Source organism: Leptotrichia wadei (genome assembly GCF_007990445.1).
Lineage (GTDB): Bacteria > Fusobacteriota > Fusobacteriia > Fusobacteriales > Leptotrichiaceae > Leptotrichia > Leptotrichia wadei_A.
On sequence record NZ_AP019841.1, the window covers coordinates 169,555 to 194,626 of the forward strand.

The 25,072-nt window shown below is 31.1% G+C and carries 24 protein-coding genes and 3 tRNA genes; 20 read left to right on the forward strand and 7 right to left on the reverse strand.

What is annotated here, in order from left to right; all coding sequences use genetic code 11:
• Positions 1-21 precede the first annotated feature (21 nt).
• The 11 genes from FVE74_RS00855 to upp all read left to right on the forward strand — a co-directional run bounded on the left by FVE74_RS00855 (position 22) and on the right by upp (position 9,922).
• On the forward strand, positions 22-756 hold the full coding sequence (locus tag FVE74_RS00855; protein ID WP_147002785.1) for a JAB domain-containing protein: 735 nt from the start codon (positions 22-24) through the stop codon (positions 754-756).
• Positions 753-1,259 carry a PSP1 family protein gene (gene ricT / locus FVE74_RS00860; protein ID WP_147002786.1) on the forward strand — a complete coding sequence of 169 codons (507 nt, stop codon included), beginning with the start codon at positions 753-755 and terminating at the stop codon, positions 1,257-1,259. Before FVE74_RS00855 ends, ricT begins: the two co-directional genes overlap by 4 nt.
• 316 nt (positions 1,260-1,575) lie before the next feature.
• Positions 1,576-1,651, forward strand: a tRNA-Val gene (locus FVE74_RS00865).
• 7 nt (positions 1,652-1,658) lie between these two features.
• Positions 1,659-1,735, forward strand: a tRNA-Asp gene (locus FVE74_RS00870).
• A gap of 3 nt (positions 1,736-1,738) precedes the next feature.
• Positions 1,739-1,814 (forward strand) — tRNA-Phe (locus tag FVE74_RS00875).
• 553 nt (positions 1,815-2,367) lie between these two features.
• The gene (locus tag FVE74_RS00880; protein ID WP_232053975.1) at positions 2,368-2,940 is read left to right on the forward strand and encodes a TetR/AcrR family transcriptional regulator; all 573 of its coding nucleotides are present in this window, start codon (positions 2,368-2,370) and stop codon (positions 2,938-2,940) included.
• An 18-nt stretch (positions 2,941-2,958) separates the two neighbouring features.
• Positions 2,959-4,230: a TolC family protein gene (locus FVE74_RS00885; RefSeq protein WP_147002788.1), complete on the forward strand. Its 1,272-nt coding sequence runs from the start codon at positions 2,959-2,961 to the stop codon at positions 4,228-4,230.
• Positions 4,231-4,455: 225 nt separating this feature from the next.
• The gene (locus tag FVE74_RS00890) at positions 4,456-5,655 is read left to right on the forward strand and encodes an efflux RND transporter periplasmic adaptor subunit (RefSeq protein WP_147002789.1); all 1,200 of its coding nucleotides are present in this window, start codon (positions 4,456-4,458) and stop codon (positions 5,653-5,655) included.
• Between the two features lie 50 nt (positions 5,656-5,705).
• Entirely contained in the window at positions 5,706-8,780 is a 3,075-nt protein-coding gene (locus FVE74_RS00895) for an efflux RND transporter permease subunit (protein ID WP_147002790.1), read from the forward strand.
• Positions 8,781-8,825: 45 nt separating this feature from the next.
• Complete coding sequence (locus tag FVE74_RS00900; RefSeq protein ID WP_147002791.1) at positions 8,826-9,122, forward strand: PG0541 family transporter-associated protein; 297 nt, start codon at positions 8,826-8,828, stop codon at positions 9,120-9,122.
• 176 nt (positions 9,123-9,298) lie between these two features.
• A complete protein-coding gene (gene upp, locus FVE74_RS00905) occupies positions 9,299-9,922 on the forward strand; it encodes a uracil phosphoribosyltransferase (protein ID WP_018451036.1) in 624 nt (207 codons plus the stop codon).
• A gap of 402 nt (positions 9,923-10,324) precedes the next feature.
• Here the strand turns inward: upp and FVE74_RS00910 are convergent, their stop codons facing one another.
• From FVE74_RS00910 to msrB, 7 genes are all read right to left on the reverse strand, one after another.
• Positions 10,325-10,504 carry a hypothetical protein gene (locus FVE74_RS00910; RefSeq protein ID WP_147002792.1) on the reverse strand — a complete coding sequence of 60 codons (180 nt, stop codon included), beginning with the start codon at positions 10,502-10,504 and terminating at the stop codon, positions 10,325-10,327.
• A gap of 23 nt (positions 10,505-10,527) precedes the next feature.
• Positions 10,528-10,701 carry a hypothetical protein gene (locus FVE74_RS11455; RefSeq protein ID WP_018451034.1) on the reverse strand — a complete coding sequence of 58 codons (174 nt, stop codon included), beginning with the start codon at positions 10,699-10,701 and terminating at the stop codon, positions 10,528-10,530.
• Positions 10,702-10,851: 150 nt separating this feature from the next.
• Positions 10,852-12,522: a sensor histidine kinase gene (locus FVE74_RS00915; protein ID WP_147002793.1), complete on the reverse strand. Its 1,671-nt coding sequence runs from the start codon at positions 12,520-12,522 to the stop codon at positions 10,852-10,854.
• Positions 12,519-13,301 (reverse strand): response regulator transcription factor, encoded by a 783-nt coding sequence (locus FVE74_RS00920; RefSeq protein ID WP_147002794.1) that lies wholly within the window; start codon positions 13,299-13,301, stop codon positions 12,519-12,521. Before FVE74_RS00920 ends, FVE74_RS00915 begins: the two co-directional genes overlap by 4 nt.
• Positions 13,302-13,772, reverse strand: coding sequence for a redoxin family protein (locus tag FVE74_RS00925; protein WP_147002795.1), 471 nt, complete (start codon positions 13,770-13,772; stop codon positions 13,302-13,304).
• Between the two features lie 125 nt (positions 13,773-13,897).
• Positions 13,898-14,536, reverse strand: coding sequence for a cytochrome c biogenesis protein CcdA (locus FVE74_RS00930; protein ID WP_147002796.1), 639 nt, complete (start codon positions 14,534-14,536; stop codon positions 13,898-13,900).
• Between the two features lie 24 nt (positions 14,537-14,560).
• A complete protein-coding gene (gene msrB / locus FVE74_RS00935; RefSeq protein WP_147002797.1) occupies positions 14,561-15,634 on the reverse strand; it encodes a peptide-methionine (R)-S-oxide reductase MsrB in 1,074 nt (357 codons plus the stop codon).
• A 351-nt stretch (positions 15,635-15,985) separates the two neighbouring features.
• Between msrB and FVE74_RS00940 the strand changes: the two genes are divergently transcribed.
• The 9 genes from FVE74_RS00940 (at position 15,986) to FVE74_RS00985 (ending at position 25,006) form a co-directional block, all read left to right on the forward strand.
• Complete coding sequence (locus tag FVE74_RS00940) at positions 15,986-16,921, forward strand: cell division protein FtsZ (RefSeq protein ID WP_147002798.1); 936 nt, start codon at positions 15,986-15,988, stop codon at positions 16,919-16,921.
• Positions 16,922-17,147: 226 nt separating this feature from the next.
• Positions 17,148-18,002 carry a cell division protein FtsZ gene (locus FVE74_RS00945; protein WP_147002799.1) on the forward strand — a complete coding sequence of 285 codons (855 nt, stop codon included), beginning with the start codon at positions 17,148-17,150 and terminating at the stop codon, positions 18,000-18,002.
• 556 nt (positions 18,003-18,558) lie between these two features.
• On the forward strand, positions 18,559-19,011 hold the full coding sequence (rfaE2, locus tag FVE74_RS00955; protein WP_371466995.1) for a D-glycero-beta-D-manno-heptose 1-phosphate adenylyltransferase: 453 nt from the start codon (positions 18,559-18,561) through the stop codon (positions 19,009-19,011).
• Positions 19,012-19,519: 508 nt separating this feature from the next.
• Positions 19,520-19,972, forward strand: a complete 453-nt coding sequence (tsaE, locus tag FVE74_RS00960; RefSeq protein ID WP_147002801.1) for a tRNA (adenosine(37)-N6)-threonylcarbamoyltransferase complex ATPase subunit type 1 TsaE — start codon at positions 19,520-19,522, stop codon at positions 19,970-19,972.
• A 47-nt stretch (positions 19,973-20,019) separates the two neighbouring features.
• On the forward strand, positions 20,020-20,784 hold the full coding sequence (gene tsaB, locus FVE74_RS00965; protein ID WP_147002802.1) for a tRNA (adenosine(37)-N6)-threonylcarbamoyltransferase complex dimerization subunit type 1 TsaB: 765 nt from the start codon (positions 20,020-20,022) through the stop codon (positions 20,782-20,784).
• Positions 20,778-22,007, forward strand: coding sequence for a signal recognition particle-docking protein FtsY (gene ftsY / locus FVE74_RS00970; RefSeq protein WP_147002803.1), 1,230 nt, complete (start codon positions 20,778-20,780; stop codon positions 22,005-22,007). Before tsaB ends, ftsY begins: the two co-directional genes overlap by 7 nt.
• A 28-nt stretch (positions 22,008-22,035) precedes the next feature.
• Entirely contained in the window at positions 22,036-23,040 is a 1,005-nt protein-coding gene (gene pta, locus FVE74_RS00975) for a phosphate acetyltransferase (RefSeq protein WP_147004539.1), read from the forward strand.
• A 146-nt stretch (positions 23,041-23,186) separates the two neighbouring features.
• The gene (locus tag FVE74_RS00980) at positions 23,187-24,383 is read left to right on the forward strand and encodes an acetate/propionate family kinase (protein WP_147002804.1); all 1,197 of its coding nucleotides are present in this window, start codon (positions 23,187-23,189) and stop codon (positions 24,381-24,383) included.
• A gap of 200 nt (positions 24,384-24,583) precedes the next feature.
• Entirely contained in the window at positions 24,584-25,006 is a 423-nt protein-coding gene (locus FVE74_RS00985; protein ID WP_147002805.1) for a flavodoxin, read from the forward strand.
• The last annotated feature ends 66 nt before the right edge of the window (positions 25,007-25,072 follow it).

The window sequence follows — 25,072 nt, forward strand, 5'->3', positions numbered from 1 at the left end:
GATATTTTTCTGGGGGGAAAAATGAAGAGGGATAATGGGAATAAAAATAATAAAAAAATAGATTTTGAACGAATGCTGGATGAAGAAAAGGAAAAGGGGCATCGAGAAAGACTAAGGCAGCGATTTCTGTCAACAGGGGCAAAAGGATTTACAGATTGTGAAATTTTGGAATTATTGCTTACTTATACAGTTACTAGGAAAAACTGCAGAGGAATTGCAGGGGAACTTTTAAGGAAATATCGGGATTTGTATACGATTTTGAAACAGCCTGGGGAAGAACTTCAAAAAAATAAATATATGACTGAAAGGGCAGCCGTATTTTTTAAACTTTTATTTGAAATAATTGAAAATGAATTGTATAAAAAAGTATATAATGAGCGAATCGTACTTTCAAGCAACCTGAAATTGCTGAATTATCTGAAATTTTCCCTTTTAAGCAGGGATATTGAAGTATTTAAGGTATTGTTTTTAAATACACAGAATGAACTGTTAAAGGAAGAGGAACTTTTTTTTGGAACGATCGACAGAAGCACGGTCTATATTCGGGAATTGGTAAAAAAAATTTTAGAATATAATGCAAAGGGAGTAATTCTGGTGCATAATCATCCATCAGGCTCGTTAAAGCCGTCAGAATCTGATATTTTGCTGACGAGAAAGGTAAAGGAAGTTTTGGAAAATATAGAAATACGGTTGCTGGATCATTTAATAATAAGTGAAAGAGGGCATTTCAGCTTTTTGGAAGGTGGGATTTTATGAAGATAATAAATATAAAATTTAGGAAAACAAAAAAAGTTTATCCATTTATGATAAGCGATTCGGAAGATTATAAAAAGGGAGATTACGTTCTTGTAGATACAATTCGTGGGGAACAGATAGGCATAGTTCTTGGAGTTGCATTAAATAGACAGAATGCTGATCAAGATGATTTGAAAATTAGGGAAGTAAAAAGAAAATTGACAGAGGAAGAAGTAAAAAAATTAGCAGATTTGGATAAAAAGGCTGATGAAGCATATTTTAAATGTAAAAAGATTGTAAAAAGACTGCTTCCTGAAATGAATCTTGTTATTGGAGAATATACATTTGATGAAGGAAAGCTAATTTTTTATTTTACAGCGAATAACAGGCTTGATTTTAGGGAATTGGTAAAGGAAGTAAATAAGACATTTAAAAAAAGAGTGGAATTTTATCAAATTAAGACAAATGATGAAGGAAGAATTTTGTCAGCTTTTGGGAAGTATGGACGGGAAATTTACTGGTAAAAAATAAAAATGAAGAGTGTGCAGAAATTTTTTTGTAAATAGAATACTTGAAATATGAGAAAAATATCCAGTAGTGGAGGATTTTGTAAGACATGCAAATTTTGATATATTGTTATGCAAAGTACTGAATTTACTGGATTTATCTATTAGTTTACACAAAATTCTGGACACTCCTTTTAGAATTGTAAATAAGTATAATTTTTCAGGGATTTGATAACTTGAATTAAAAAAATATGGATATTTATAAAATTTTTTAAAAAAAGAGTTGAAATATTTGAAAATATATGTTATACTTATTGAGTAATAAAGTTGATGTGGTCGCATAGCTCAGTTGGGAGAGCACCTGCCTTACAAGCAGGGGGTCATTGGTTCGAGCCCAATTGTGACCACCATTTTTATGGAGGTGTAGCTCAGTTGGTTAGAGTGCTTGCCTGTCACGCAAGATGTCGCGAGTTCGAGTCTCGTCACTTCCGCCATTTGCCCAGATAGCTCAGTCGGTAGAGCAAGGGACTGAAAATCCCTGTGTCCGTGGTTCGATTCCGCGTCTGGGCACCATCATAACAACTAAAATTAGAATATATAGTGCAAATCAGTAATTATACTGTTTTGCATTTTTTTTTATTATTTTTTCAAATAGCAAATTTTTTTAGTAAAAGATCAATATTTTATTTAAAAAATAGAAAATATATTTAAACCTATTTAAAATTAAACTATAAAGATTATATAAATTCAGGGCTTGAGTAAAATAGTCATAATTTTTGAGTTTAGTTTTAAAGCAGTTTTACTATATATTTTATCTATTTCTGATAAAGGATCAAGACTCTTTATTAAACAAAATTTATTAAATAGTGCAAGAACACTCGCTACTTTAGTCGTGGGAGATTCAGAGATGAATCCATTAGTTTAATGGAAAATGATATTAGAATTTTTTTTGAAAAATTAACTTAACTGCTTTATCTAATAAAAAGGTATTTTACAAGGAAAAAGATTGACAAATTATAAAAAAAATTATATTATAATATAATGACTTGTAAGTCAATTTTTATTGTTAGGTAGGGAGATGTTTGTAAAAGAGAAAAATATAAAAAAACAAAAAAAGAGGAAAATATTGGAAAAGGCCTTTGAATTATTTAGGAAAAATGGGTATATGGATACAAAAGTTGAGGATATAACAAAGGCATTGGGAATTTCAAAAGGAAGTTTTTATACGTATTTCAAGACGAAAGAGGAACTTTTATGTGAATTATTAGAAAGTAAAAAAAAATCTGAAATGGAAAAATATTCGAAAGTAAAAATTGATGAAAATCCGAAAAAAACTTTAGAAAATTTTATTAAAGAAAGATTTAAAAGTATTCTAGAACTTTTGAACAATGTGGATATTGGAATAATGAATTCTTTTACCCAGAATACAAATGTAGGGAAATTTCATGAAGAAATGACAAAATTTTTTAAGAGTTTTATCAAGGAAAATATACTTTTAAGATATGAAAGTAACAGAGAATACGATATGGAAATTATTTCAGATTTTATAATTTCGGCAATTAATAATTATTTGATTAAAAAAATTGTATGTAAAAAAGAATATACTTTTTCCTCAAAGGGAGAGTTTGATGGGATAGTAGAGGATAATCAGAAATTAATTAATGAAATTGTAAAATTCATCGATAATGCATTAAAATAGATTAAACAGGAGGACAAGATGAAAAAAAATAAATTGCGAATGATAGTGGTGCCATTATTATTGTTAATTGCAATTCCGGGTTTTGCAGAAAAAATAACGATACAGGAAGCAGCAGAAATGGCAATTAAAAATAATAAGGACATTAAGATTGAGATGTTGAAAACAGAGCAAGGGAAAATTGATGTGGATAGAGCCTGGGCTAACAGATTTTTTACAGTAGGTTATTCTGGAAGCGCTCAAGAGCATTTGGATAAGAGTTTTAGTAGAACTGGAGAGGCTTATCAGCATTACTTGACATTGTCGCAACCGATCTATACAGGCGGAAAATTGAAACTGAATCACGAAATTAGTAAAGAAAAATTGACATTGTCGCAGCTTAGTCTGGATAAAGTGAGAAAAGATACAGTTTTAAGTACAGTTCAAGCATATATTGATGTTTACAATGCAATGAGCACATTGGGAGTATTGCAGAAATCAAAGGAAACGTTAGATGAAAATTTAAAAACACAAAAAGAACTATATGATTTAAGAATGACAACTCAGCCAGAACTTACAGAAGCAGAAAGAAGCGTGGCATCCATTGAAGCACAAATTGTAGAGCAGGAAGGGAATATAGAAGTTTCAAAAGAGGCATTGGGAATTTTAATCGGAGTGAAAAATAGTTCGCAAATCGAGATAGTTCCATTTGGAGTAGAGGATAACTTTACAAAGACAGTTAAATTGGATGAAGATTTGGCAAAATTGCCGCTGGAAAATACAGAATATAAGATAGCTGTGAAGCAAAATGATCTGAGCAAAAAAAATATAAAAGTGCAGGAAGCAGATTTTAAGCCGACAGTTAGCGGAATGATAAATTATGGCGTATTGCAAAGTCAAGATAAGTTTGGAAATATTTTCAAGACAAAAAACTTTACAACTTCAGCAGGAGTAAAATGGAGCTGGGACATATTTGACTGGGGAGCAAGAAAAAATAATGTGAATTATGCGAAAAAGACTCAGGAAATATCAGCTGTTCAAGTGGATCAGACTCTGGAAACTGTTCAAGCAAATATGAGAAAAACTTATTATCAGTTAAGATCGCTGGAAAAAAGTATAGCAGCATTGCAATTAGCGGTGCAAAAAGCAGAAGAATCTTATAATTTGGAAAAAGAAAGATACTCTTACAGATTAATTACGATGGAAAATTTGTTGCAATCGGAAACTAATTTAAGACAAGCCAGAGTAAATTATGCACAGGCTAAATTGAATTATTATTTCCTAGTTTCTAAATATGGAGCATATTTGGACTAGAGATAAAAAATTTTATAGAAATGATATGAATTGGAAAAGTTGATAGAATTTAAATGGTAAAATAAAAGAACCATTTAATCTGAGAATTATAAAATAATCAAAATGAAATTTTCACTTTTTAAATAGGGAATAATATTAAATATAAAAACAGGAGAAAAATATTAATTTAATTGGATTTTAGAGGCTTTTATAAATAATTAAAGTCACTAAGAATAGGGAGGAAAAATGAAAATAAATAAAAAAATAATTGTAGCGATGATGGTGCTAGCATTGCTTACTGTTTCATGCGGAAAGAAAAAACCAAAAGGAAATTCATCTACAGCAAGACCAGTAAAAGTGCAAGTAATCGGTCAAAATCAAATGTCGTTGGGATACACGGCTAGTGGGTCGATAAAAGGGATAGAAGAAATACCGTATACAGCGACTTCAAGTGGGGAAGTTGTAGTAATTAACGGGAAAAATGGTGATTATGTGAATGCAGGGCAAGTAATTGTGGCGATTGATAATCAAGCGGCAAGATCTGGTGTTAGAGAGGCTGTTTCAAATGTAAGAACGGCAGAATCTAATATTAGTTCGGCACATGGAGATATTAGTGCAGCTAAAGGAAATATTGCCTCAGCAGCAGCAGCAGTGGAAGAAGCGAGAATTAATTATCAAAAATATAAAATGTTGTATGATAAAAGGTTGATAACAGAAACTGATTTCTTGACAGCACAAACAAAATTAAGTTCGGCACAAGCTAACTTAAATTCGGCTAGAAGTAACTATAATACAGCGGTAAATGCATTATCTTCTAGAAGAAACAGTTTGAGTTCGGCACAAGCTAATTTAGCTACAGCAAATGATACTAACAGTAAAACCGTTATTAAAACTAAAGTTAGCGGATATATTGCGAATATGGATTTAGAAAGACATCAACAAGTATCAGCAGGAGCAAAATTGTTTACATTGGTTAATGAAAGTGAAATGAAATTGGAAATTGGAGTTCCAGCAGAAATTGTTAAAAAAATTCAAATGGGAGCACAAGCGACTATAAAAGTTGATGAGTTGAATGGTAAGGAAATTGTTGGAACAGTTTATGAAATAGCGGCTTCAGCTGATTCAGCTAGTAGACAATTTATTGTAAAAGTTAAATTCCCTAATCCAGATAGAGAATTAAAAAGTGGAATGTATGGAAAAGCAAATATTGCAACAGGAGCTGAAGATGGGTTGATTATTCCTAAAAAGGCGATTGTAGTAAGAGGAGTTCAGCAAGTTATTTATGTTATTAGAGATGGAAAAGCAGTTATGATACCGATAAATATTTCTAATCAAAATGAAACTTATGCGGCGGTGACTGGTGATGGCTTGACAGCTGGAGATCAGTTAGTCATTGATGGACAAAATGTTGTACAAGCGAATGAAAAAGTAAATATTGTGCAGTAATAGAAAAATAGAGAAAGGAGTGTACGGTTATTGTAATCGTATGAGATAAAATGACAGTAGCAGAATTTGCAACGAAGAGAGTAGTGTCGACAACGATGATACTTATATTTATGATTTTTGCTGGTTGGGTAGCGATGACAGGTATGAAACAGGAAAGAATACCAGATTTTGATACACCGATAGTTGTTGTTAATGCCACTTGGACGGGAGCGACAGCGGAAGATGTAAAAACCCAAGTATCTAAAAAAATTGAAGATGCGGCATTGAATGTAGATGGAATTAAAAATATTACAACATCTTCATCTTATGGTTCATCAGTAGTTACGATAGAGTTTAACTATGGTGTAGATACAGATATTAAACAAGTACAAGTTCAAACACAAATAGATAAAATAAAAGGACAATTGCCAGATGATGATAACTTTAAAGATCCTACAGTATCAAAATTAGATATGGCAGGGAGTTCCAACATGGCGTTAATGATTGGAATTACTGGGAAAAATAAAGAGTTAATAACATCATTTGTTGAAGAAACATTACAACCTAGATTGAAGAGAAATAGAGGTATTGGTAATATTTCTGTAATGGGTAATGCGACAAGACAAATTAAAGTTTGGCTGGATCCAGCTAGATTGAAGGAATATAATTTGTCAGCGGCAGAAATTTATAGTAAAATAAAAGCAGCTAATACAGTAACACCAGCAGGTACAATAACTGATGGGACGAAAGAATTTATCCTAAAAGTTGATGGAGAGTTAAAAGAGCTTGATCAAATTCAGGATATCGTTATTTCAAATCAAAATAATCAAACAGTTAGATTGGCTGATGTGGCAAAAGTTGAGTACGGAACAGAGGATCCTACATCATATGTAACATATAATGGAAAAGAAATGGTTGCCGTTATGATTCAAAAGAGTAAAGATGGTAACTTGGTAGAGGTTGCTAAAAAGGCTAAGGAAACTTTGAAAGAAGCAAAACCATTATTTCCAGAAGGTTCTAATTACAATATAATAGTTGATAACAGTGAAAAAGTTAGTGAATCGATAAAAAATGTTGCAAGTTCTGGGATACAAGCGGTTATCATTACAATTATAGTACTTTTTGTATTCTTGAAAAACTTGCGAGCGTCATTAGTTGTGGGAACATTGATTCCTATTTCAGCAATGTTTACATTCTTTTTACTTACAACACAAGGGATAACATTGAATATGATTTCGTTAATGGGATTATCACTTGCGGTTGGATCACTGGTAGATAACGGGGTTGTTACGCTGGATAATATTTTTGATCACATTCAGATTAATAAGGAACCAGCAGATGTAGCAGCGATACGGGGTACAAATGAAGTAATTCTTCCGATGATGGCGTCAACAGCAACTTCAGTTTGTGTATTTTTACCAATTATATTATTTGAAGGAATTGCTAAGGAAGTATTTAAGAGTATTGCATTTTCAATGATGTTTGCGTTGTCAGCTTCGATTATTGTTGCGATGTTATGGGTTCCAATGGCTTCAAGTTTATTTTTAGATGTTAAAAAAATATCAGATAATGCTGAAAAAGCTGCTAAATTTAATGCATTTAGAGATAAATATAAAGAATTAGTGGCAAAAGTATTGGAAAATAGATGGAAAATGGTAATTGGAGTTATAATAACATTTGTTATAGTCGTATTTGGAATAGGAAAAACGGTAAAAACTACGTTCTTTCCAACGATTGATGATAATCAATATTCGGTAGTTGCGACACTTGCGACAGGATTGGATTTAGATGTATCAAAGGATATTGCAAATAAAATGGAAGCTGTTGTAAAAGCAGATCCAGCGACTAAAGATATAAATGTTATTGCCTCAAAAAGTGCAGCGACAATAAATGTTGACGTAAAGAAAGATACAATGAAGGCAATGAACCGTGTCAGAGAAAAATTAAAAGATTTACCAAATGTAACACTTGCGGTTTCACCACAAAAAGCAGGAGGTATGATGTCACAAAAAGATTATTCATTCCAAATAGAAGGTGAAGATCCACAAGAATTAAATAGAATTGCAAATTCGATAATGAATGATATGAAGAGCCAGTCTTGGTTTAAGGATGTTAAGTCATCGACTGAAGGTGGATATCCACAAGCTAAATTAGAAGTTGACAGAGTAAAAGCGGAAAGTTATGGAATAACTGTAACAGATATTACTCAAATGTTATTTATGACAGCTTCTGGATCAGCAAATCCGATTGATGTAACTCAAAGTACAGAAACATTGGATGTAGTGTTGGAATTGGAAAAAAATCAAAAAAATTCATTGAATAAAATTATGGATTTAGAGATAAAAACTAATAAAGGAACTTATGTTAGATTAGGAGATATTGCTACAATGCAATATGAAGAAAGTGCTTCGACTATTTCAACAGAAAATGGTACAAGAATTGTAACAGTTGGTGCAAACTTGGATAAATCAAAAGGATTTAACGATGCAGCAGCATTTATTCAACAGTCATTCAAGAAGGCAAATCCAGCTGAAGGATATAAAATTGGAGTAGCAGGACAAGCTAAAAACCAAGCTGAAATGGGTGGACAAATTATGAAAGACTTGTTACTTGCGATTGTGTTAATTTATACAGTACTTGCAGTTCAGTTGGAATCATTCATCTTGCCACTTATGATTATGACAACATTGCCATTATCAATGATTGGAGTAATTTTAGGATTAGCGATAACTAGAGTACAACTTAGTATGTTCGTTATGATTGGTATCTTGATGTTATTCGGTATGGCGGTTAATAATGCGATTGTAATGCTTGACTTCGTTGCGGGATTACGGAAAAAAGGCTGGTCGATACATGATGCCTTAGTAGAAGCCTGTGGTTCAAGACTTCGACCAATTTTAATGACAACGCTTACAACAGTATTAGGTTGGTTGCCAATGGTATTCTCAAGTAAAGGAAGTTCGGGATACTATCAAGGAATGGCGATTGCAGTAATGTTTGGACTTTCATTCTGTACGGTCTTGACATTGTTCTTTACGCCAGTGTTGTATTCGTTGGTTGAAGAAAGAAAAGAGAGAAAACAAAAAGAAAAAGAAGAAAGAAGAAGACAAGAAAAAGAAGAAGAACGAAAAGGGTATGCAAAATAATTTGATTCTTTGATTGAAAAAAAAATAGTTAGAGAGGAGAATTTTGTGAAAAGATTAGAAATATATTTTGATTCATTTTATACGGAAAAAATGAAAGAAGAATTAAGAGAGTATGGAATAGATCAATATTTTATAGTTCCAGCTGTTCATAGTTCTTGGAGTAAAACTTTTAAACATTTTAATACACATGTTTGGCCAGGGACAGACAGTATTTTAGTTACTTATTTGGAAGACAGGCACGCACAAGAGATTATACGGATTATTAAAATTATGAAGATAGATTTAGGTCGTGGAATTTCGATGGGTGCGGTTATTTTGCCAGTAGAGGATATTATTTTGTAAAAAATATAATTTTATACTATCTTCCAATTAAATAGCAAATTAATTATAATTTTCTCGTAAGAGGTCAAGCTTCCTTGTCAGTAAACAGTATAAGATATAATTTCTGTTTTTTAAATGGAATTTGGGTATTAAGTGAAAAAGTAGTTTGAATACAAAAAAGAACGGAGTGATTATTAATGGCAGTTTTTGAATTGAAACATCCACTAATTGAACATAAACTTTCAAATTTGAGAAATAAACATACAGATACTAAACTTTTTAGGGAAAGCCTAAACGAAATAGCAGGACTTATGGTTTATGAAGCAACAAAACATTTGCCGCTCAAGGAGATTGAAACAGAAACTCCTATTCAGAAAACGACTACAAAAGTTCTGGATAAGCCAATAACATTAGTTCCCATCCTAAGAGCAGGACTTGGAATGATAGATGGAATATTGCAGCTTCTTCCAAACGCAAAAGTGGGGCATCTGGGAGTTTACAGAAACGAAGAAACTTTAGAGCCGGTCTATTATTACGCAAAAATGCCAACAAACGTTGTTGAAAGTCAAGTTTTCGTAGTAGATCCAATGCTTGCAACAGGTGGTTCAATGATTTACACACTTGACTATTTGAAAGAAAAAGGTGTAAAAAATATAACTGTACTTTGTATCATTGGTGCTCCTGAAGGAATAAAGAAATTTACTGAAAAACATCCCGATGTTGACTTATACATTGCGGCAATTGATGACGGACTTAATGAACATGCGTATATCTATCCAGGATTGGGAGATGCAGGAGATAGAATATTTGGAACAAAATAGTAAAATGAATTTTTTAGGAAAATGCTCTAATTAAAACAATTAGGGTATTTTTTTGTATATTTTGATTTTCCATATTACTATGTTTTTTCTTTTTTATTTCTGTAGGATTGCTCATTGCCGCAAATCCTACGACCTATGGCTAGTCTACGACATTTTTCTGCACTGACAAAAAACTCGCTATGCTCAAACAGTTTTGTCAGCACAGAAAAATGCTCCGACGGATTTTAAAGAGTAAAAATTATATTTTAATTATTTAAAAATATTGAGTTGTTATTCTTTATTAGAAAAGTTCGTAATAAATTTCTTATTTAACCGAGATTTAGTATAATAATAATTTTTTCTTCTTCAAAAGCAAAAAAGAAGCAGAATCTCAAAAATTCCACTTCTTCACATAATGATTTATTAATAACGATTTCCATTTCCGTCTTCACAAAATATATTTCCATAGCTATTTCTATAACATCTTCTTCCGCTTCCTGCTCTATCTTTTTCATATTCTGCCCATCTTGAAGGACTAAACAGACTGCAACTAACCACAGTCATTCCCAAAACAGTAATCAAAATCAATTTTTTCAAATCCATCAACTCCAATCAAAAATAATTTATTAATAAAGCCTATTACCATCTCTATCTACACAATAAGCATTTCCATTTTTTATATAACATCTTTCTCCATTTTCTCTTCTGCTTTCAGTTACTCTGTTCCAATAACTTGGACTAAAAAGTTCACAACTTACTGTAGTCAGAGCAAGAATTACAATCAAAAATAACTTTTTCATATTATCATCTCCGCTATATTTTTTTTGATTATAACACATTTTTATGATAATTATCTTTTTTTTTTTTTTTTGGAAATTAGAATAACATTATAAAAAACTATTTTTAAACAAGAGTTCAATTTTTTGATTTTAAAAGGGATTGAGAATACATTACAAACTTGATTTAAAAGGAATTTTTATAACTACTTCCGCTCCTTCGGTTTTGCTGTCTTTATTTATAAATACTCCGTAATTTTTGCCGTAATAGAATTTTATTCTTTTATCGACATTTTTGATTCCTACACCGCCAGTCTTGCTTTTTTTGAATTGTTTAGCTTTTTCAAAGCCTATTCCGTTGTCTTTGACTGAGATATTGACAGTGCTGTTTTGTCTGTAAACGTCGATTGTGATGATTCCGTTTCCAGAAAGGTTTTTTATTCCGTGATAGATGGAGTTTTCTACAATTGGCTGGATTATGATTTTTGGAACTTTGATGGAAAGAAGGCTTTCGTCTTCTATGTTGAAAAAATAGGAAAGTTTGTTTTCGTATCTCTGCTTTTGTATGAATAAATATTCTTTAGTGTGCATAATTTCATCTTTTAACGGTATTTTTTCGTGTCCGTTGCTAAGGGAGAGCCTAAAATAGTTTGCAAGTGATTTTGTAATGCTGATTACTTTTTCATTGTCTTCAAATTCTGCCATCCAAATGATTGTATCTAGCGTGTTATACAGAAAATGTGGATTAATCTGGCTGTGAAGAGCCTTTATTTCATATTCCCGCAAATATTTTATCTTTTCAACCATTACATTAAAATGTTCCACAAGGTTCTGAATTTCATAGCCTGTTTTTTCACTTAAATGAAATTCCCGTAGATTATTTTCAAAGTTTTGCATATGATTTTCCAGTTTTATTAAAGGCTTTAGAATCTTTGTTATTACGATAAATGTAATAATAGAGGAAAAAGCTAGTGAAAATAGGAAAATAATGATAACTATGTGAGAAAAATTTTTCTTCAACGTAACTAGGTCATTTGTGTTTGCAAGGCTTCTTAAATTCCAGTTTGTATTTTCAATCTGTGTTTCGTATAAATATGTATCTTTATTTTTATTCTTTTCTGAAAATTTTTCAAGACATTTTTTATCAGCAAAACATTTTACATCTCTGTAATAAATCACATTGCCATGATTATCTATAATAATGCTGTCACTTTGTCTTCCAAAAGCATTAGAACGTAAATACCTTTCAAACATTTCATATTTTATATCAAATACAATAACTCCCAGATTCTCTCCTTTTGAATTTTTTATATCCCGACTAATTGACAAAAACCACGAATTAGAGTTCATGGAAGAATCTTCATCTTTTCTGACTGGATTGAAAACAGGCATATCTGAATTATTTATTGCGTCAACATACCATTTTTCCTTCATCATATTTGCTGATATTTTCATATCGTTATTTTTATCACTGGAAATAATACTACCATTTTTTCCAATCACAGTAATATTTTTTATCCCTTTATTATTATCGAGAATTGAATAAACCATTTTTTCAATACTTTTTTTTGAATTATTATTTCCCAATGTTAAAAAATTTCTAACATCCGCATTAACGGACAAAAGATTAATTATATTTTGTAATTTCTCAACATAAAGTGTGATATAACGTGATGTACTCATTACATTTTTGTTAGTGTACTCAATTTCTTTGTTCATTATTATATATTTTGAAGTATAATAAAAAATGCTGCTTAAAAAAAGTATAAACAGTAAATTTCCAACAAGATAATAAAAAAATAACTGCAACAGCATTGAATTTCTCATAGTTTTTTTTAATTTCATATTTTTTCCAACACACTTTTCTTAAATTCTTTTGGTGTCATTCCAAAAGTTTTTTTAAATTTTGAATTGAAATAATTAAAGTTTTCCATTCCTACAAGTTCTCCAATTTGATAATTTTTCAGATCTGTTGTCAAAAGCAGCAGCTTTGCCTTTTCCATCCGTATATTATTCAAATAGTCCTGAAAAGGAATACCAAACAAATTTTTAAAAAGTGAACTCAAATATCCAGAAGACAAATTCATTTCGTCAGCCAGAGAATTTAAGTTAAAGGAAATATCGCTGTATTTTTCTTCAATTTTTTTTGTTAAAATATCTTTATACTTGCTATGAAAAATATTTTTATCAGATTTCTCAATTTGACTAATTTTATTAATAATTTTTCTTGCTTCGTTATATTTTTTATCTTCTTCCAGCTTATAGATAAGTTTTGAAATTATTTCATTTATATCTGTCTTGGAAACAGGTTTTAAAATATAGTCTTCAACTCCGATTTTTAAAGCCTTTTGAGCATATTCAAAATAGTCATATCCAGAAATAATGGCTATCTTAACATCACTTTTCAGATATTTCATTTCCTCGGCAAGAGTCAGCCCATTTTTAAAGGGAATATTTATATCCAGCAAGACAAGGTCAGGCAAGACTTCTGAAAAAGTCTTAAAGGCAGAATTACCGTCTTCTGCCTCATAAACATCACTTATCTTATATTTTTCAAAATCAATAAAGGTTTTAATACCTCTTCTTATAATCGGTTCATCGTCAATTATTAAAATACTATACACTTATTTAACAGCTCCTTTGATTTGTGCGGCAGTCAGATGTCCCGGCAAAGTTTTAACAATATTCAAGTTCCCATCCAATATAATGTTTGAAGGATATCCCAAAACTTTTGCCCTTTTTAACACTTCCCCCTTTTCGTCCAGTAAAACAGTAGTATTTTTGTAATTAAGCCCTTTATACCACTGAATAAATTTGGCTGTAGGTTTTTCTCCTTTTTGTCCTGGAGAAGCAATAGTTATAACTGTAAAATTCTTACTTTTATCTGCACTCAAAGAATTAATTTCGCTTAATCCCGAAAGACAGATAGGACACCATGAAGCCCACATTTTAATATATATTTTCTTACCTTTGTACTTGTTAAGGGAAACAGGTTTATTATTAATGTCCTTTAACTGAACTCCTTGCAATGTATTTCCAAATGAAATCAATCCAAAACTCAACAAAGTTACAATTGTTACAATTAATTTTTTCATAAAAATTACTTCCTTTCTATATTATAGCAAATTTAAAATATTTTTTGTAATTATTTTTTAAGTTATTTTGATTACTGATTGTTTTATAAAATTTAAAAAATTATAATTTTTAAAAAATAAAATTATTAAAACTTATTCATTATTAGCAAAATTCCCATAAATATAATTAGAAATCCTCCAAAGATTTTAAAATAATTTGTGTATTGATTTAAAGCTCGTACTTTTTTTAGCAATTTCTGAGAGAAAAAGGAAAATAGAACAAATGGAGTGGCAAGTCCTAAGACGTATATAAACATCATTAGCCCTCCATAGACTGCAGATCCTTTTTCGCCTGCAAGAGTAAGCACTGAGGCAAGAATAGGGCCTACACATGGAGTCCACCCTAGACTAAATGTCAATCCTAGCAAAAAAGCCTGTAATGAAGAATTTTTCTCAATTAAATCCAAATTTACAGATTTATTTTTTTCTAAAAAGTTAAATTTTAAGATGCCTGTCTGATGTAATCCCAGTATTATTACAAGTATTCCTGCCAAAACTTTTATAGTGTCATTAAAGAAAATTCCCGTAAGAAAACTAAAACTAAAGCCAATGCTTACAAAAGTAAGCGAAAGTCCTAAAATAAATAAAAAGGTATTAAGCACAGTTTTTTTTCCTTTGCTTAAGATTCCCAAATATACAGGAACAATGGGAAGAATACATGGAGATAGAAAACTTGCTACTCCTCCTAAAAATACGCTTCCTACTAGTAATGGCTGATTAAACATAAATTCTCTCCTATCCTGTTCATTTTACTGAACTAATTTTATTAAATATCCGTAATGTTCTTTTTCCATATCTTTTAATGGGATAAATTTAATTGAAGCACTGTTTATGCAATAACGAAGCCCGCCTTTGTCTTTAGGCCCATCATCAAAAACATGTCCCAAGTGGGCTTTTCCGCTTCGACTAAGCACTTCTGTCCTTACCATATTAAAACTTGTATCATTTGCATAAGTTACAACATCTTTTGAAATAGGTTTTGTAAAACTTGGCCAGCCACAGCCAGAATCATATTTATCCTTTGAGGAAAATAATGGCTCTCCTGTCGTTATATCCACATAAATTCCAGCTTCATGATTGTCCCAGTACTCATTTGAAAAAGAATGTTCAGTATTTTTTTTCTGTGTAACGCTGTATTGAAGTGGAGTAAGCCGTTTTTTCAATTCTTCGTCACTTGGTTTTGGATAATCTTTTGGATCAATGATAACTTCATCTGCTTTAGTAATATCAATGTGGCAATATCCGTTAGGATTTTTTCTTAAATAGTCCTGATGGTATTCTTCTGCGAGTATATAATTTTTCAAAGGCTGAACTTCAACTTGAATTTTATCTGTATATTTTTTCTGCTCTTCTTCAATTTCCTGTAAAATAATTTCTTTATCTTTAGGATTAGTATAATAAATCCCTGTTCTGTATTGTCTGCCTCTATCATTTCCCTGCTGATTAATGCTAGTAGGATCTACAACTTGAAAGTAATATTTAAGCAGCTTGCTCAAAGAAATTTTGTTTGCGTCATATTTTACGTGAACTGTTTCTGCGTGATCCGTTGATGCGACAATGTTATAACTCGTTTTTTCAGTTTTACCGTTCGCATAGCCAACCGTAACATCCTTTACCCCGTCGATTCTTTCCATATATGCCTCAAGTCCCCAGAAACAGCCGCCAGCAAGATAGATTTCCTTGATGTTTTCGTTCCCTGCCTGAATCATATTTTCTTTTTTCGGTTTATTTTCATTTCTGTTTTTACGATTTTTATTTGATAATACTACTGAAAATAAAGCTAAAGATAGTATTAAAAATAATAGTAGACTTCTAGATTTCATAAAACCGCCTCCCGATTTATATTTAAATATTTTTTGTATCTACAAGAATAGTATAGTCCAAAAATTGATAAAAAAAAATGAAATATAGTAATATTTTTCTATAATTTTATAATATTTGTTTATTTATTTACTAATCAAATTTGATATAATTTTAAAAAAGAGTTAAGTTAAAATATAAAATCAATATTTTTAAAATAAAAAATAAAGGGTCTTGTGATATATTAAAGAATTGTGATTAAAAAATAGATTAAAGAAAAATATTAATAAATAGTGTCTTGAAATATAGATTATCTAGGAGGAAAAAATAGTGGGTAACATCGCTTGTAGGAACGCAGAGGTCGGGGGACTGATATGAAAAACACGTTAAATGGTGTAAAAGTAAAAATAGTGGCTTTGGGAAAAACAGGAAGTAATGTAATAAATAAAATGATATTAAATAACATTGTAAAGGCTGATTTTATAACGATAGATACGGAAAAGCTGAATTTAGACAGTTCAAAAGTTCCCAAAAAAATATTTGTGTCGTCAATAACTTCATTTGAAGCGATGGAGGATTTAAGAAAACAAACAGAAAAAGAATTTCAAAATGCAGATATGGTGTTTATAATAGCTGAAATGGGAGAAAAAACAGGAATGCTACTTTCATCAGCTGTGGCAGAAATTGCGAAATCTATGAATATACTAACGGTTGCAATAGTGTCAAAGCCTTTTGATTTTGAAGACCTGAATAAAATAAAACTTGCTAAAAAGGGGAAGGAAAGATTAAAACATTTCGCTGATACAATAATAGTCATTCCATATCAAAGATTGAATGATTTATACATAAATCTTCCAATGGCAAATATCTATGAAAAAGGAGAAAAAGCCTTTGTAACAATTGTAAAGGGAATACTGGACTTAATAAAAAAACAGGGAATTGTAAATTTGGACTTTGCAGACATTAAGTCTATATTGCAAAATTCAGGCAAAACAGTATTAGGCTTTGGAAAAGCAGACGGAGAGGACAGAGCAAAAAAGGCAGTAGAACAGGCACTAAATACCCCACTTCTAGAACGTCCAATAAAAGGAGCAGGAAAAATACTAATGAACATAACCTCAGGAAAAGACATACGCCTAGAAGAAATCAGCCAAATCGCCACAGCAGTAGCCAAAAGTTCGGAAAATCCAGAATTATTTCTCGCATGGGGAACAGTCTTTGAAGAAACTAAATTTGAAAATCCTGAAGATTTTGAACAAAAAGGGAGCTGTGTAAAAGTATATTTGATTGCAACAGATTTTGGCGATTAATAAAAATAATTTAAAAATTTATAAATAAAAAAAAGAAAAAGTAAAAAAATAGATACTGCACTACCTTAAAATAAAGCAACTTTAAATATGAAGCTATCAGTTATGGTAGCTTTTTGTTATTATTAGAAGAAAAGGCAAAATTGTATGAAAAATAGTAAAAAAATTTTACTGTATTTTGGGAAAATATGTTAAAATATAGAAAATTTTACAATTAAAGGAGAAAAATATGGACGGTATTGGAATAAAAGTTATTGGAATCGGTACGGTGGGAAATGATGTCTTGAATAAGATGATGAAAAAAGAGATTGCGGAAGTTGAATTTGTGGGAATTGACACAAATCAAGAGAATTTGGATAAATTGAATGTAGAATTAAAAATGTTGGCTTCTGAAGATTTAAGCGAGAAGGTTCAAGGTGCATTGAAAAATACTGATTTAGTATTTATTTTGACAGAAATGTCGGAAAAGAAGAATAATGAGATAGCCTGTGTTGTTTCAGAAGTTGCAAAAACAATGGGAATATTGACAGTAGTTCTAGTTGCTACATCAATTAATTCAAATGGAGGAACTGAAGAAATTAAGAAATTAGAAAAAATTTCTGATACTGTTATAGTTTTGCCTCTTAAAAAATTAGTGGAAGTAGATTCTAGTGCAACTTTTGATAAATTATTTGAAAAAAGAGATAAAATTTTTATAAAAAATGTAGAATTTATAACAAATCTAATAAAAAAACAAGGGGTAGTGAATCTTGTTTTTGATGATGTAAAAATAATGCTAGGAAATTCAGGAGAAGGCATAACAGCATTTGGTAAAGGTGAAGGGCAGGATAAGGTAAAACTTGCTACAGAACAAATAATAAACAGCCCTTTTATAAAAAATCTTCCAAAAGCGAGAAAGATACTGTTAAGCATTACAGCAGGACCAGACATTGGATTAACGGATTTACACGAAGTAACTATGATTATAAATGAAAAATTTGCAGCAGAACAAACAAATATACTATGGGGATACATTATGGATGTTGAGCTTGAAGATAAAATTGAAGTGGAAATGCTGATAACAGATTTAAAGGAATTACTTTAACATACAATGTATAAAATAAAGATGATGTAGATAAAATTGTTGAATTTGTAAAAAAGCAGGAGTGACGATTGTAAAAGAACCTTAAGATGTATTTTTGGGTGGATATCATGTGTATTTTTGTAATTTAGACGGGATATTATTGGGAAGTGGCTTGGGAACCAGATTTTAAATCTGATGAAAATGGATTATTACAATTTTAGTAAATATATTCTAATTTGTAAAATAGATAAAAATGTTATAAATGTTAGAAGAAGTAAAAGCAGTAAGTTGATACTTCTTTTTCTTTTTTGATGAAAAATTGTCAGAATATACTTAAAACTTCTTAAAACAAAATTATTGAAATTAGAAAAAATAAAAGTTGAAAAAAAATAGAAAAATTTTCTTTTTTTGGAAAAAATGTGGTATAATTTGATGTATGCTCAAACCTTTTTAAAATTAAATAAACTTAGGGATTGAGTAAATTATGAATTAAATACGTTATAATTATAAATAGATAAATATATTGGAGAGAAAATTGGGAAAAAGTTTTAAGGATAATTTGCTGACAGCTGATAAAATGAGAGATGAAATAGTGAGATTGCAGAAGGCTGGGAAAAAGGTAGTTTTTACTAACGGAGTTTTTGATATCCTGCATATTGGGCATTTGACTTATCTAGAGGAAGCTAGAAATTTAGGCGATGTTTTGGTTGTTGGTGTAAATAGCAATGCTTCGGTTAAAGTGAACAAGGGAGATAAAAGACCGATAAATAGTGAAACAAATAGAGCTTTTGTGCTTTTGGGTACGAAATTTGTGGATTATACGGTGATTTTTGATGAAAAGACACCAGAAAAACTGCTGGATATTTTAAAGCCAGATATTCACGTAAAAGGTGGAGATTACAAAAAAGAAGACTTGCCAGAAACAAAAATTGTTGAAAAAAATGGCGGAAAAGTAAAGATTTTATCCTTCGTGGATAACATTTCCACAACTGAAATTATTAATAAAATTATTGAAGTTTATAAAAAATAAAAAATTTTAAAAATTATAGAAGAAATATTTGTTAATGAAATATATTTTTATTTAATACTAAATTTCATTTAAAAATAAAAATAAATTTTTATAATAAGGTTGTTTAATAACTAATTTATAATCATTCAACTAAATTGTTTTTTATTATTTTTTAGATATTTTGATTAATAGATATTTTTTTCATATTACTATGTTTTTTCTTTTTTATTTTTGTAGGATTGCTCATTGCCGCAAATTCTACAACCTATGGCTACTAGTCTACGACATTTTCCTGCACTGACAAAAAAAAACTCGCTATGCTCAAACAGTTTTGTCAGCACAGAAAAATGCTCTGACGGATTAGCTTGAATTAGACTATATTAAAATTAAAAAATAAAAATTATATTTTAATTATTTGAAAATATTAGGTTTATATCCTTTAATTAGAAAAGTTTGTAATAAATTTGTTATTTAAATGGACTTTAGTATAAAAATAGAATTTAATTGAAATTTAGAAGTGAGAAAAATTATGAAAAATAAAATATTAACATTTAATGAGATAAATAAATTAGCAAAAAAATTAGCAGAAAAATTGAGAAGTGGTGGCTATCTGGGGCTTATTGGAGATTTGGGAGCTGGGAAGACTACGTTTACTAAAAAAATTTGTGAATGTTATAATATTACAGAAAATGTGAAAAGTCCGACATTTACTTATGTTATTGAGTATACTTCTGGAGATTTGCCTGTGTATCATTTTGACGTTTATAGAATTAGTGATCCTGAGGAAATTTATGAGATTGGGTTTGAGGATTATATTGGAGAAGATGGAAGTGTTGTGATTATTGAATGGGCAGATAAGATTTTGGAGGAGATGCCTGAAGATGCAGTGTTTGTTGAGATAAATCATTATTCGGATGCAGCTCGGGAAGTGGCGGTTTATAGGATTTTGGATGGAAAAAAAGTAGATTATGAGATTGAATAGCTTTTAAATAATTATAAATTAAAAAAATAAAAAATGGAGAAAAAAATATGTTGACATTTGCGATGACGACTACGACTAAGCTGGCTGGATTGTCGCTTTATGAAAAGGATAAACTTTTGGGGGAAATTCATGTGGAAATGGCGAAGACACATTCTACTACGATTTTAGAACAAATTGACAGTCTTTTGAAATGGACTGGGAAAAAGCTGGATGAAATTGAAAATGTGCTTGTTTCGATTGGGCCTGGTTCGTTTACAGGGGTTAGAATAGCAATTTCAGTTGTTAAGGGGCTTTTTTTTGGAAGAAATGTGAATTTTTATGAAGTGAATGAATTGGATGCGCTTGGGTTTCAAGGATATTACAATTTGAAGGTAAATTTGGAAAATGATGAGGATGTGAAAATATATTCATTGATTGATTCTCGGAAGGAAAAAATTTATTGCGCGGCTTATGAAACTTTTAATGGAAAGGCTGGAAGAAAGCTGGAGTTAGTGAAAAATTACGAGGTTACAAAGCTGGATAATGTAATTGAGGAAATAATTGAAAATAAGCAAGATAAAGGAAATAATAAAAAAATTTATTTGATTGGAGATGCGGTTTTTAATTATAAGGCTAAAATATTGGATAAATTGGGATATTTTGTAAAAATATTTGAGGATAAGAATTTGGCGATTAATACGATGACTTATGTGGAAATGTTTTTGGATGAAAATTTGAGGGATGATAATGTTATAAAAAAAACTGATATTTTTAATTTAAAGCCAGATTATTTGGAAAAATCACAGGCGGAAAGGGATAAAAAACAATGCTGAAAAATTTTTTTAAATTTGGGAAAAAGAAAAAAGGCGAGGAAGAGCAAAAAAGCGAGCTTGAAAATCAGCTGGATAAAGAAATTCAGGAAAGCGAAGATGAAATACAAAAAATAAAAAAAGAAACAGAAAAAGAAATAAAAAAAGCAGCTGATGAAATCTTAAAAAAAGATAATAAAGTTAGCGGAAATGCTGAAAGTAAAGACTTTGAAGATGAGAGTAAAAAGAGTGTTGACAAGAAAACAAAAGAAAAGACTGAAAGTAAATTAGATGAAAGCGGTTTTGAGGAAAGTGAAAAGACTAAGAAAAAGCCTAAGTTAAAACCGTTAAAAGATAGGCTGGCAACACCTAAGAAGGGATTTTTCGGGAAATTAAAAGAAATGCTTCTGGGAAAAACGATAGATGACGATTTGTATGAAGAATTGGAGGAACTGCTGATTCAATCGGATATTGGGATGAATATGACAATGCAGCTTGTGGAAGAATTGGAAAAATCGGTTTCACGAAAAAAATTGAAAACATCAGAGCAAATTTATGAGGAATTAAAGGAATTGCTAAAGGCTAAACTTATTTATAATGATGAAAATAATACAAAATTGAAATTGCATGATGGAAAGCTGAACATTCTTTTGATTGTTGGTGTAAATGGAGTTGGAAAGACTACATCCATTGGGAAAATAGCGAAAAAACTGAAGGATAGCGGGAAAAAGGTTATTATTGGGGCTGGAGATACATTTAGGGCGGCTGCGATTGAGCAAGTTGAGGAATGGGGGAGACGGACTGGCGTGGAAGTTATAAAGCAGGCACATGGAAGCGATCCTGCCGCTGTAATTTTTGATACTGTAAAAACTGCTAAAAATCGTGGATTTGATGTGGCAATACTGGATACGGCTGGAAGACTTCACAATAAACGTGATTTGATGAAAGAGCTTGAAAAAATAAATAAAATTATACGTGAGCAGTCTGGAGAAACAGACTTTGAAACGTTGCTTGTAATTGACAGCACGACTGGGCAAAATGGGCTGGAGCAAGCTAGAATATTCAATGAAATTGTAGATTTGACAGGAATTATTTTGACAAAATTTGATGGAACAGCAAAAGGTGGAATTATTTTCCCAATTACAGAAGAGCTGAAAAAACCGATTAAATTTATAGGTGTTGGAGAAGGAATTGAGGATTTACGGGAATTTGATACAAAGGAATTTGTTGAAGCTATGTTTGATTAATAAAAAAACAGGAAAGGAAAATGAATTTATGAACACATTGACAAATAAATTGAAGGAAAAGGCTAAAAAATTAAACAAAACTATTATTTTACCTGAAACAGAAGATGAAAGAGTTTTGCAGGCAACTGAGAAAATTATTAACGAAGGAATTGCAAAAATTGCTTTGGTTGGAAATGAAAAGGAAATAAAGGAAAGAGCGGCTAAAATTGGTGTTTCGTTGGAGGGCGCGATATTTTACAATCCTGACTCTTGTGCGACAATTGATGCTATGTCGGAACTTTTGAAAAAAAGAAGAGAAAAAAAGGGAATGACATTTGAAACTGCAAAAGCGATACTTATGTCAGATCCAAGATATTTTGCGGCAATGCTTGTACATCAAGGCAGAGTTGATGGAATGGTAGCAGGTTCATCTTCTCCAACAGCACACGTTTTAAGAGCGGCAATTCACGTAATTGGACCAAGACAAGGACTAAAGACAGTATCAAGTTCTTTTGTCATGATAACAAATACGCCTGAATTTGGAGATAATGGAACATTTGTATATTCAGATGGTGGAGTAATCCCTGATCCTACAGCAATGCAGCTAGCCGATATTGCAATTTCTGCAGCTGAAAAAGCTAGATTTACTGCTGGAATAAAGGAACCTAAAGTGGCATTCCTATCATTTTCCACAAAGGGAAGTGCAGATGGAGTGTCTGTAAGCAAAGTTAGGGAAGCAATTGAAATCTTGAAAGTTAGAAACGTTGATTTCGACTTTGATGGGGAATTACAATTGGATGCGGCAATTGTGCCAGAAGTGGCTGCTGCAAAAGCTCCCAACTCAAAAGTGGCAGGACAGGCGAATGTATTAATTTTCCCTGATTTGGATTCAGGAAATATTGGTTATAAATTAACACAAAGATTGGCAAAGGCAAAGGCATTGGGACCATTGATTCAAGGGTTGGCAAGACCAGTTCACGATTTGTCGAGAGGATGCAGCGTGGAAGATATTGTGGAAGTTGTGGCAATTACGGCTGTGGAATCTGAAATGTAATTTTTTTGACAAAAAATGATTAAAATTGAATTTATATGATATAGGTTGTTAATAGTTAAGCAATAATAGTAATTATAGCATCAAGGAGGTCAATCCTCCTTGTCAAAAAATAGTAGAAAAATAAACACATAAATTTGGAGGATAAAATGAAAATTTTAGTAATAAATTGTGGAAGTTCATCTGCGAAATTTGAACTTATTGATATGACTAATGAACAGTCGTTAGCTAAGGGAAATTGTGAGAGGATAGGAATTGCAAATCCAATTTTCAGTTATAAAAATTTAATAACTGGAGAAAAAATTAGTGAATTGGAAACTCCTATGGAAAATCATACAGTTGCGGTAGAATTAATATTAAAGACGCTTCAAGATGAGAAAATTGGAGTAATAGCAAGCACAGATGAAATTGATGCGATAGGGCATAGAATTGTCCACGGTGGAGAATATTATGAAAAATCTGTACTTGTCGATGATGAAGTTATAAAAAATCTTGAAGAAATCGCACCGCTTGCACCACTACACAATCCAGCCCATATAATGGGAATAAAAGTTATTCAAAAATTACTTCCTGGAAAGAAAAATGTAGTTGTATTTGATACTGCATTCCATCAAACAATGCCGGCAAAGGCATATATGTATCCTTACCCTTATGAAGACTATACAGAATTAAAAGTTAGAAAGTATGGTTTCCATGGGACTTCTCACAGATATGTAAGTGGAGTGGCACAAGAAATGCTAGGTAAAAAAGATTCTAAAATTATAGTTTGCCATCTTGGAAATGGAGCGAGTATTTCAGCAGTTCAAAATGGTAGAGTTGTAGACACGTCAATGGGAATGACACCGCTTGCAGGAGTTATGATGGGAACTAGAACTGGGGATGTAGATCCTGCCTCTGTTATTTATGTTATGAGAAAAAGAGGATTATCTTTGGATGAAATGAATAATAGAATGAATAAGAAATCTGGAATTTTAGGAATGATTGGAACTAGTTCGGATTTCCGTGATTTAGATGCGGCTAAAAAGGCTGGAGATGAAAAGGCTATTTTAGCTTATGACATGTTCTGCTACAGAATACAGCTTTATATCGGAGCTTATGTTGCGGCAATGAACGGTGTTGATGCTATTGCCTTTACTGGTGGAATTGGAGAAAATTCTGTTGGGGCTAAAAAACAAATTTGTGAAGGGCTTTCATTTTTTGGAGTTGAGCTGGATGAAGAAAAAAATGCAAAAAGATTACCAGGAAATGTAGAATTGTCTACAGAAAATTCAAAAGTTAAAATTTACAAGATTGAAACAGCTGAAGAACTTGTAATTGCAAGAGATACTTATGAATTGACAAAATAAATACTGCATTAATAAAATTTTTGTAAAGTTATAATTTTCAATAAATTGCGAGATAAGAGATTAGAACTGTTCGATAACTATGAAAACTTAGAATTTAATGAAATAGATGTATTTAAGCAAGGAGTCTTACCCTTTTGTATAGGAAAAAATCGAACATTTCTACTGTGAAAATTGAATAAATAAAGAGAAAAGAGGGAAATATGTCAACATTAAATATAATTTATTATACAGGCACTGGAAATACTGAAGAAATGGCAAAATATATTGGTGAAGGTGCAGAAAGTGCTGGATCTAATGTAAAACTTATAAATGTGGAAGAGGCTGATGAGAATGCAATAGATGCTGACTTTATTGCATTTGGATCGCCTGCAGTTGGAGCAGAGGAAATTGCACCGGAAATGGTGGAATTTTTTGAAGGAATAAAGGATAAAATCATTGGTAAAACAGTTGGGCTATTTGGTTCTTATGATTGGGGACAAGGTGGCTGGATGGAAACTTGGCGTGAGGAAATTATAAATGAAGGGCTTTCTGTCGTGAATGACGGGCTTATTATTCATTTGGCTGTTGATGATGATGAAAAAATTGAAAAATGCAAGGAATATGGAAAAACAATAGTTGGTTAAATAACAAGGGTTAAAAATTCCCTTGATACTGATAGATTAGTTATCTATTAAAAAATGGAGGAAAAA

Excerpts from the sequence above, each read along its gene's own strand:
- ricT (WP_147002786.1), top strand. The coding sequence starts at position 753 with ATGAAGATAATAAATATAAAATTTAGGAAAACAAAAAAAGTTTATCCA.
- FVE74_RS00885 (WP_147002788.1), top strand. The coding sequence starts at position 2,959 with ATGAAAAAAAATAAATTGCGAATGATAGTGGTGCCATTATTATTGTTA.
- upp (WP_018451036.1), top strand. The coding sequence starts at position 9,299 with ATGGCAGTTTTTGAATTGAAACATCCACTAATTGAACATAAACTTTCA.
- FVE74_RS00930 (WP_147002796.1), bottom strand. The coding sequence starts at position 14,536 with ATGTTTAATCAGCCATTACTAGTAGGAAGCGTATTTTTAGGAGGAGTA.
- FVE74_RS00855 (WP_147002785.1), top strand. The coding sequence starts at position 22 with ATGAAGAGGGATAATGGGAATAAAAATAATAAAAAAATAGATTTTGAA.
- ftsY (WP_147002803.1), top strand. The coding sequence starts at position 20,778 with ATGCTGAAAAATTTTTTTAAATTTGGGAAAAAGAAAAAAGGCGAGGAA.
- rfaE2 (WP_371466995.1), top strand. The coding sequence starts at position 18,559 with ATGAGAGATGAAATAGTGAGATTGCAGAAGGCTGGGAAAAAGGTAGTT.
- FVE74_RS00915 (WP_147002793.1), bottom strand. The coding sequence starts at position 12,522 with ATGAAATTAAAAAAAACTATGAGAAATTCAATGCTGTTGCAGTTATTT.
- FVE74_RS11455 (WP_018451034.1), bottom strand. The coding sequence starts at position 10,701 with ATGAAAAAGTTATTTTTGATTGTAATTCTTGCTCTGACTACAGTAAGT.
- pta (WP_147004539.1), top strand. The coding sequence starts at position 22,036 with ATGAACACATTGACAAATAAATTGAAGGAAAAGGCTAAAAAATTAAAC.
- FVE74_RS00940 (WP_147002798.1), top strand. The coding sequence starts at position 15,986 with ATGAAAAACACGTTAAATGGTGTAAAAGTAAAAATAGTGGCTTTGGGA.
- FVE74_RS00925 (WP_147002795.1), bottom strand. The coding sequence starts at position 13,772 with ATGAAAAAATTAATTGTAACAATTGTAACTTTGTTGAGTTTTGGATTG.
- tsaB (WP_147002802.1), top strand. The coding sequence starts at position 20,020 with ATGTTGACATTTGCGATGACGACTACGACTAAGCTGGCTGGATTGTCG.
- FVE74_RS00910 (WP_147002792.1), bottom strand. The coding sequence starts at position 10,504 with ATGGATTTGAAAAAATTGATTTTGATTACTGTTTTGGGAATGACTGTG.
- tsaE (WP_147002801.1), top strand. The coding sequence starts at position 19,520 with ATGAAAAATAAAATATTAACATTTAATGAGATAAATAAATTAGCAAAA.
- FVE74_RS00890 (WP_147002789.1), top strand. The coding sequence starts at position 4,456 with ATGAAAATAAATAAAAAAATAATTGTAGCGATGATGGTGCTAGCATTG.
- FVE74_RS00895 (WP_147002790.1), top strand. The coding sequence starts at position 5,706 with ATGACAGTAGCAGAATTTGCAACGAAGAGAGTAGTGTCGACAACGATG.
- FVE74_RS00980 (WP_147002804.1), top strand. The coding sequence starts at position 23,187 with ATGAAAATTTTAGTAATAAATTGTGGAAGTTCATCTGCGAAATTTGAA.
- FVE74_RS00945 (WP_147002799.1), top strand. The coding sequence starts at position 17,148 with ATGGACGGTATTGGAATAAAAGTTATTGGAATCGGTACGGTGGGAAAT.
- msrB (WP_147002797.1), bottom strand. The coding sequence starts at position 15,634 with ATGAAATCTAGAAGTCTACTATTATTTTTAATACTATCTTTAGCTTTA.
- FVE74_RS00985 (WP_147002805.1), top strand. The coding sequence starts at position 24,584 with ATGTCAACATTAAATATAATTTATTATACAGGCACTGGAAATACTGAA.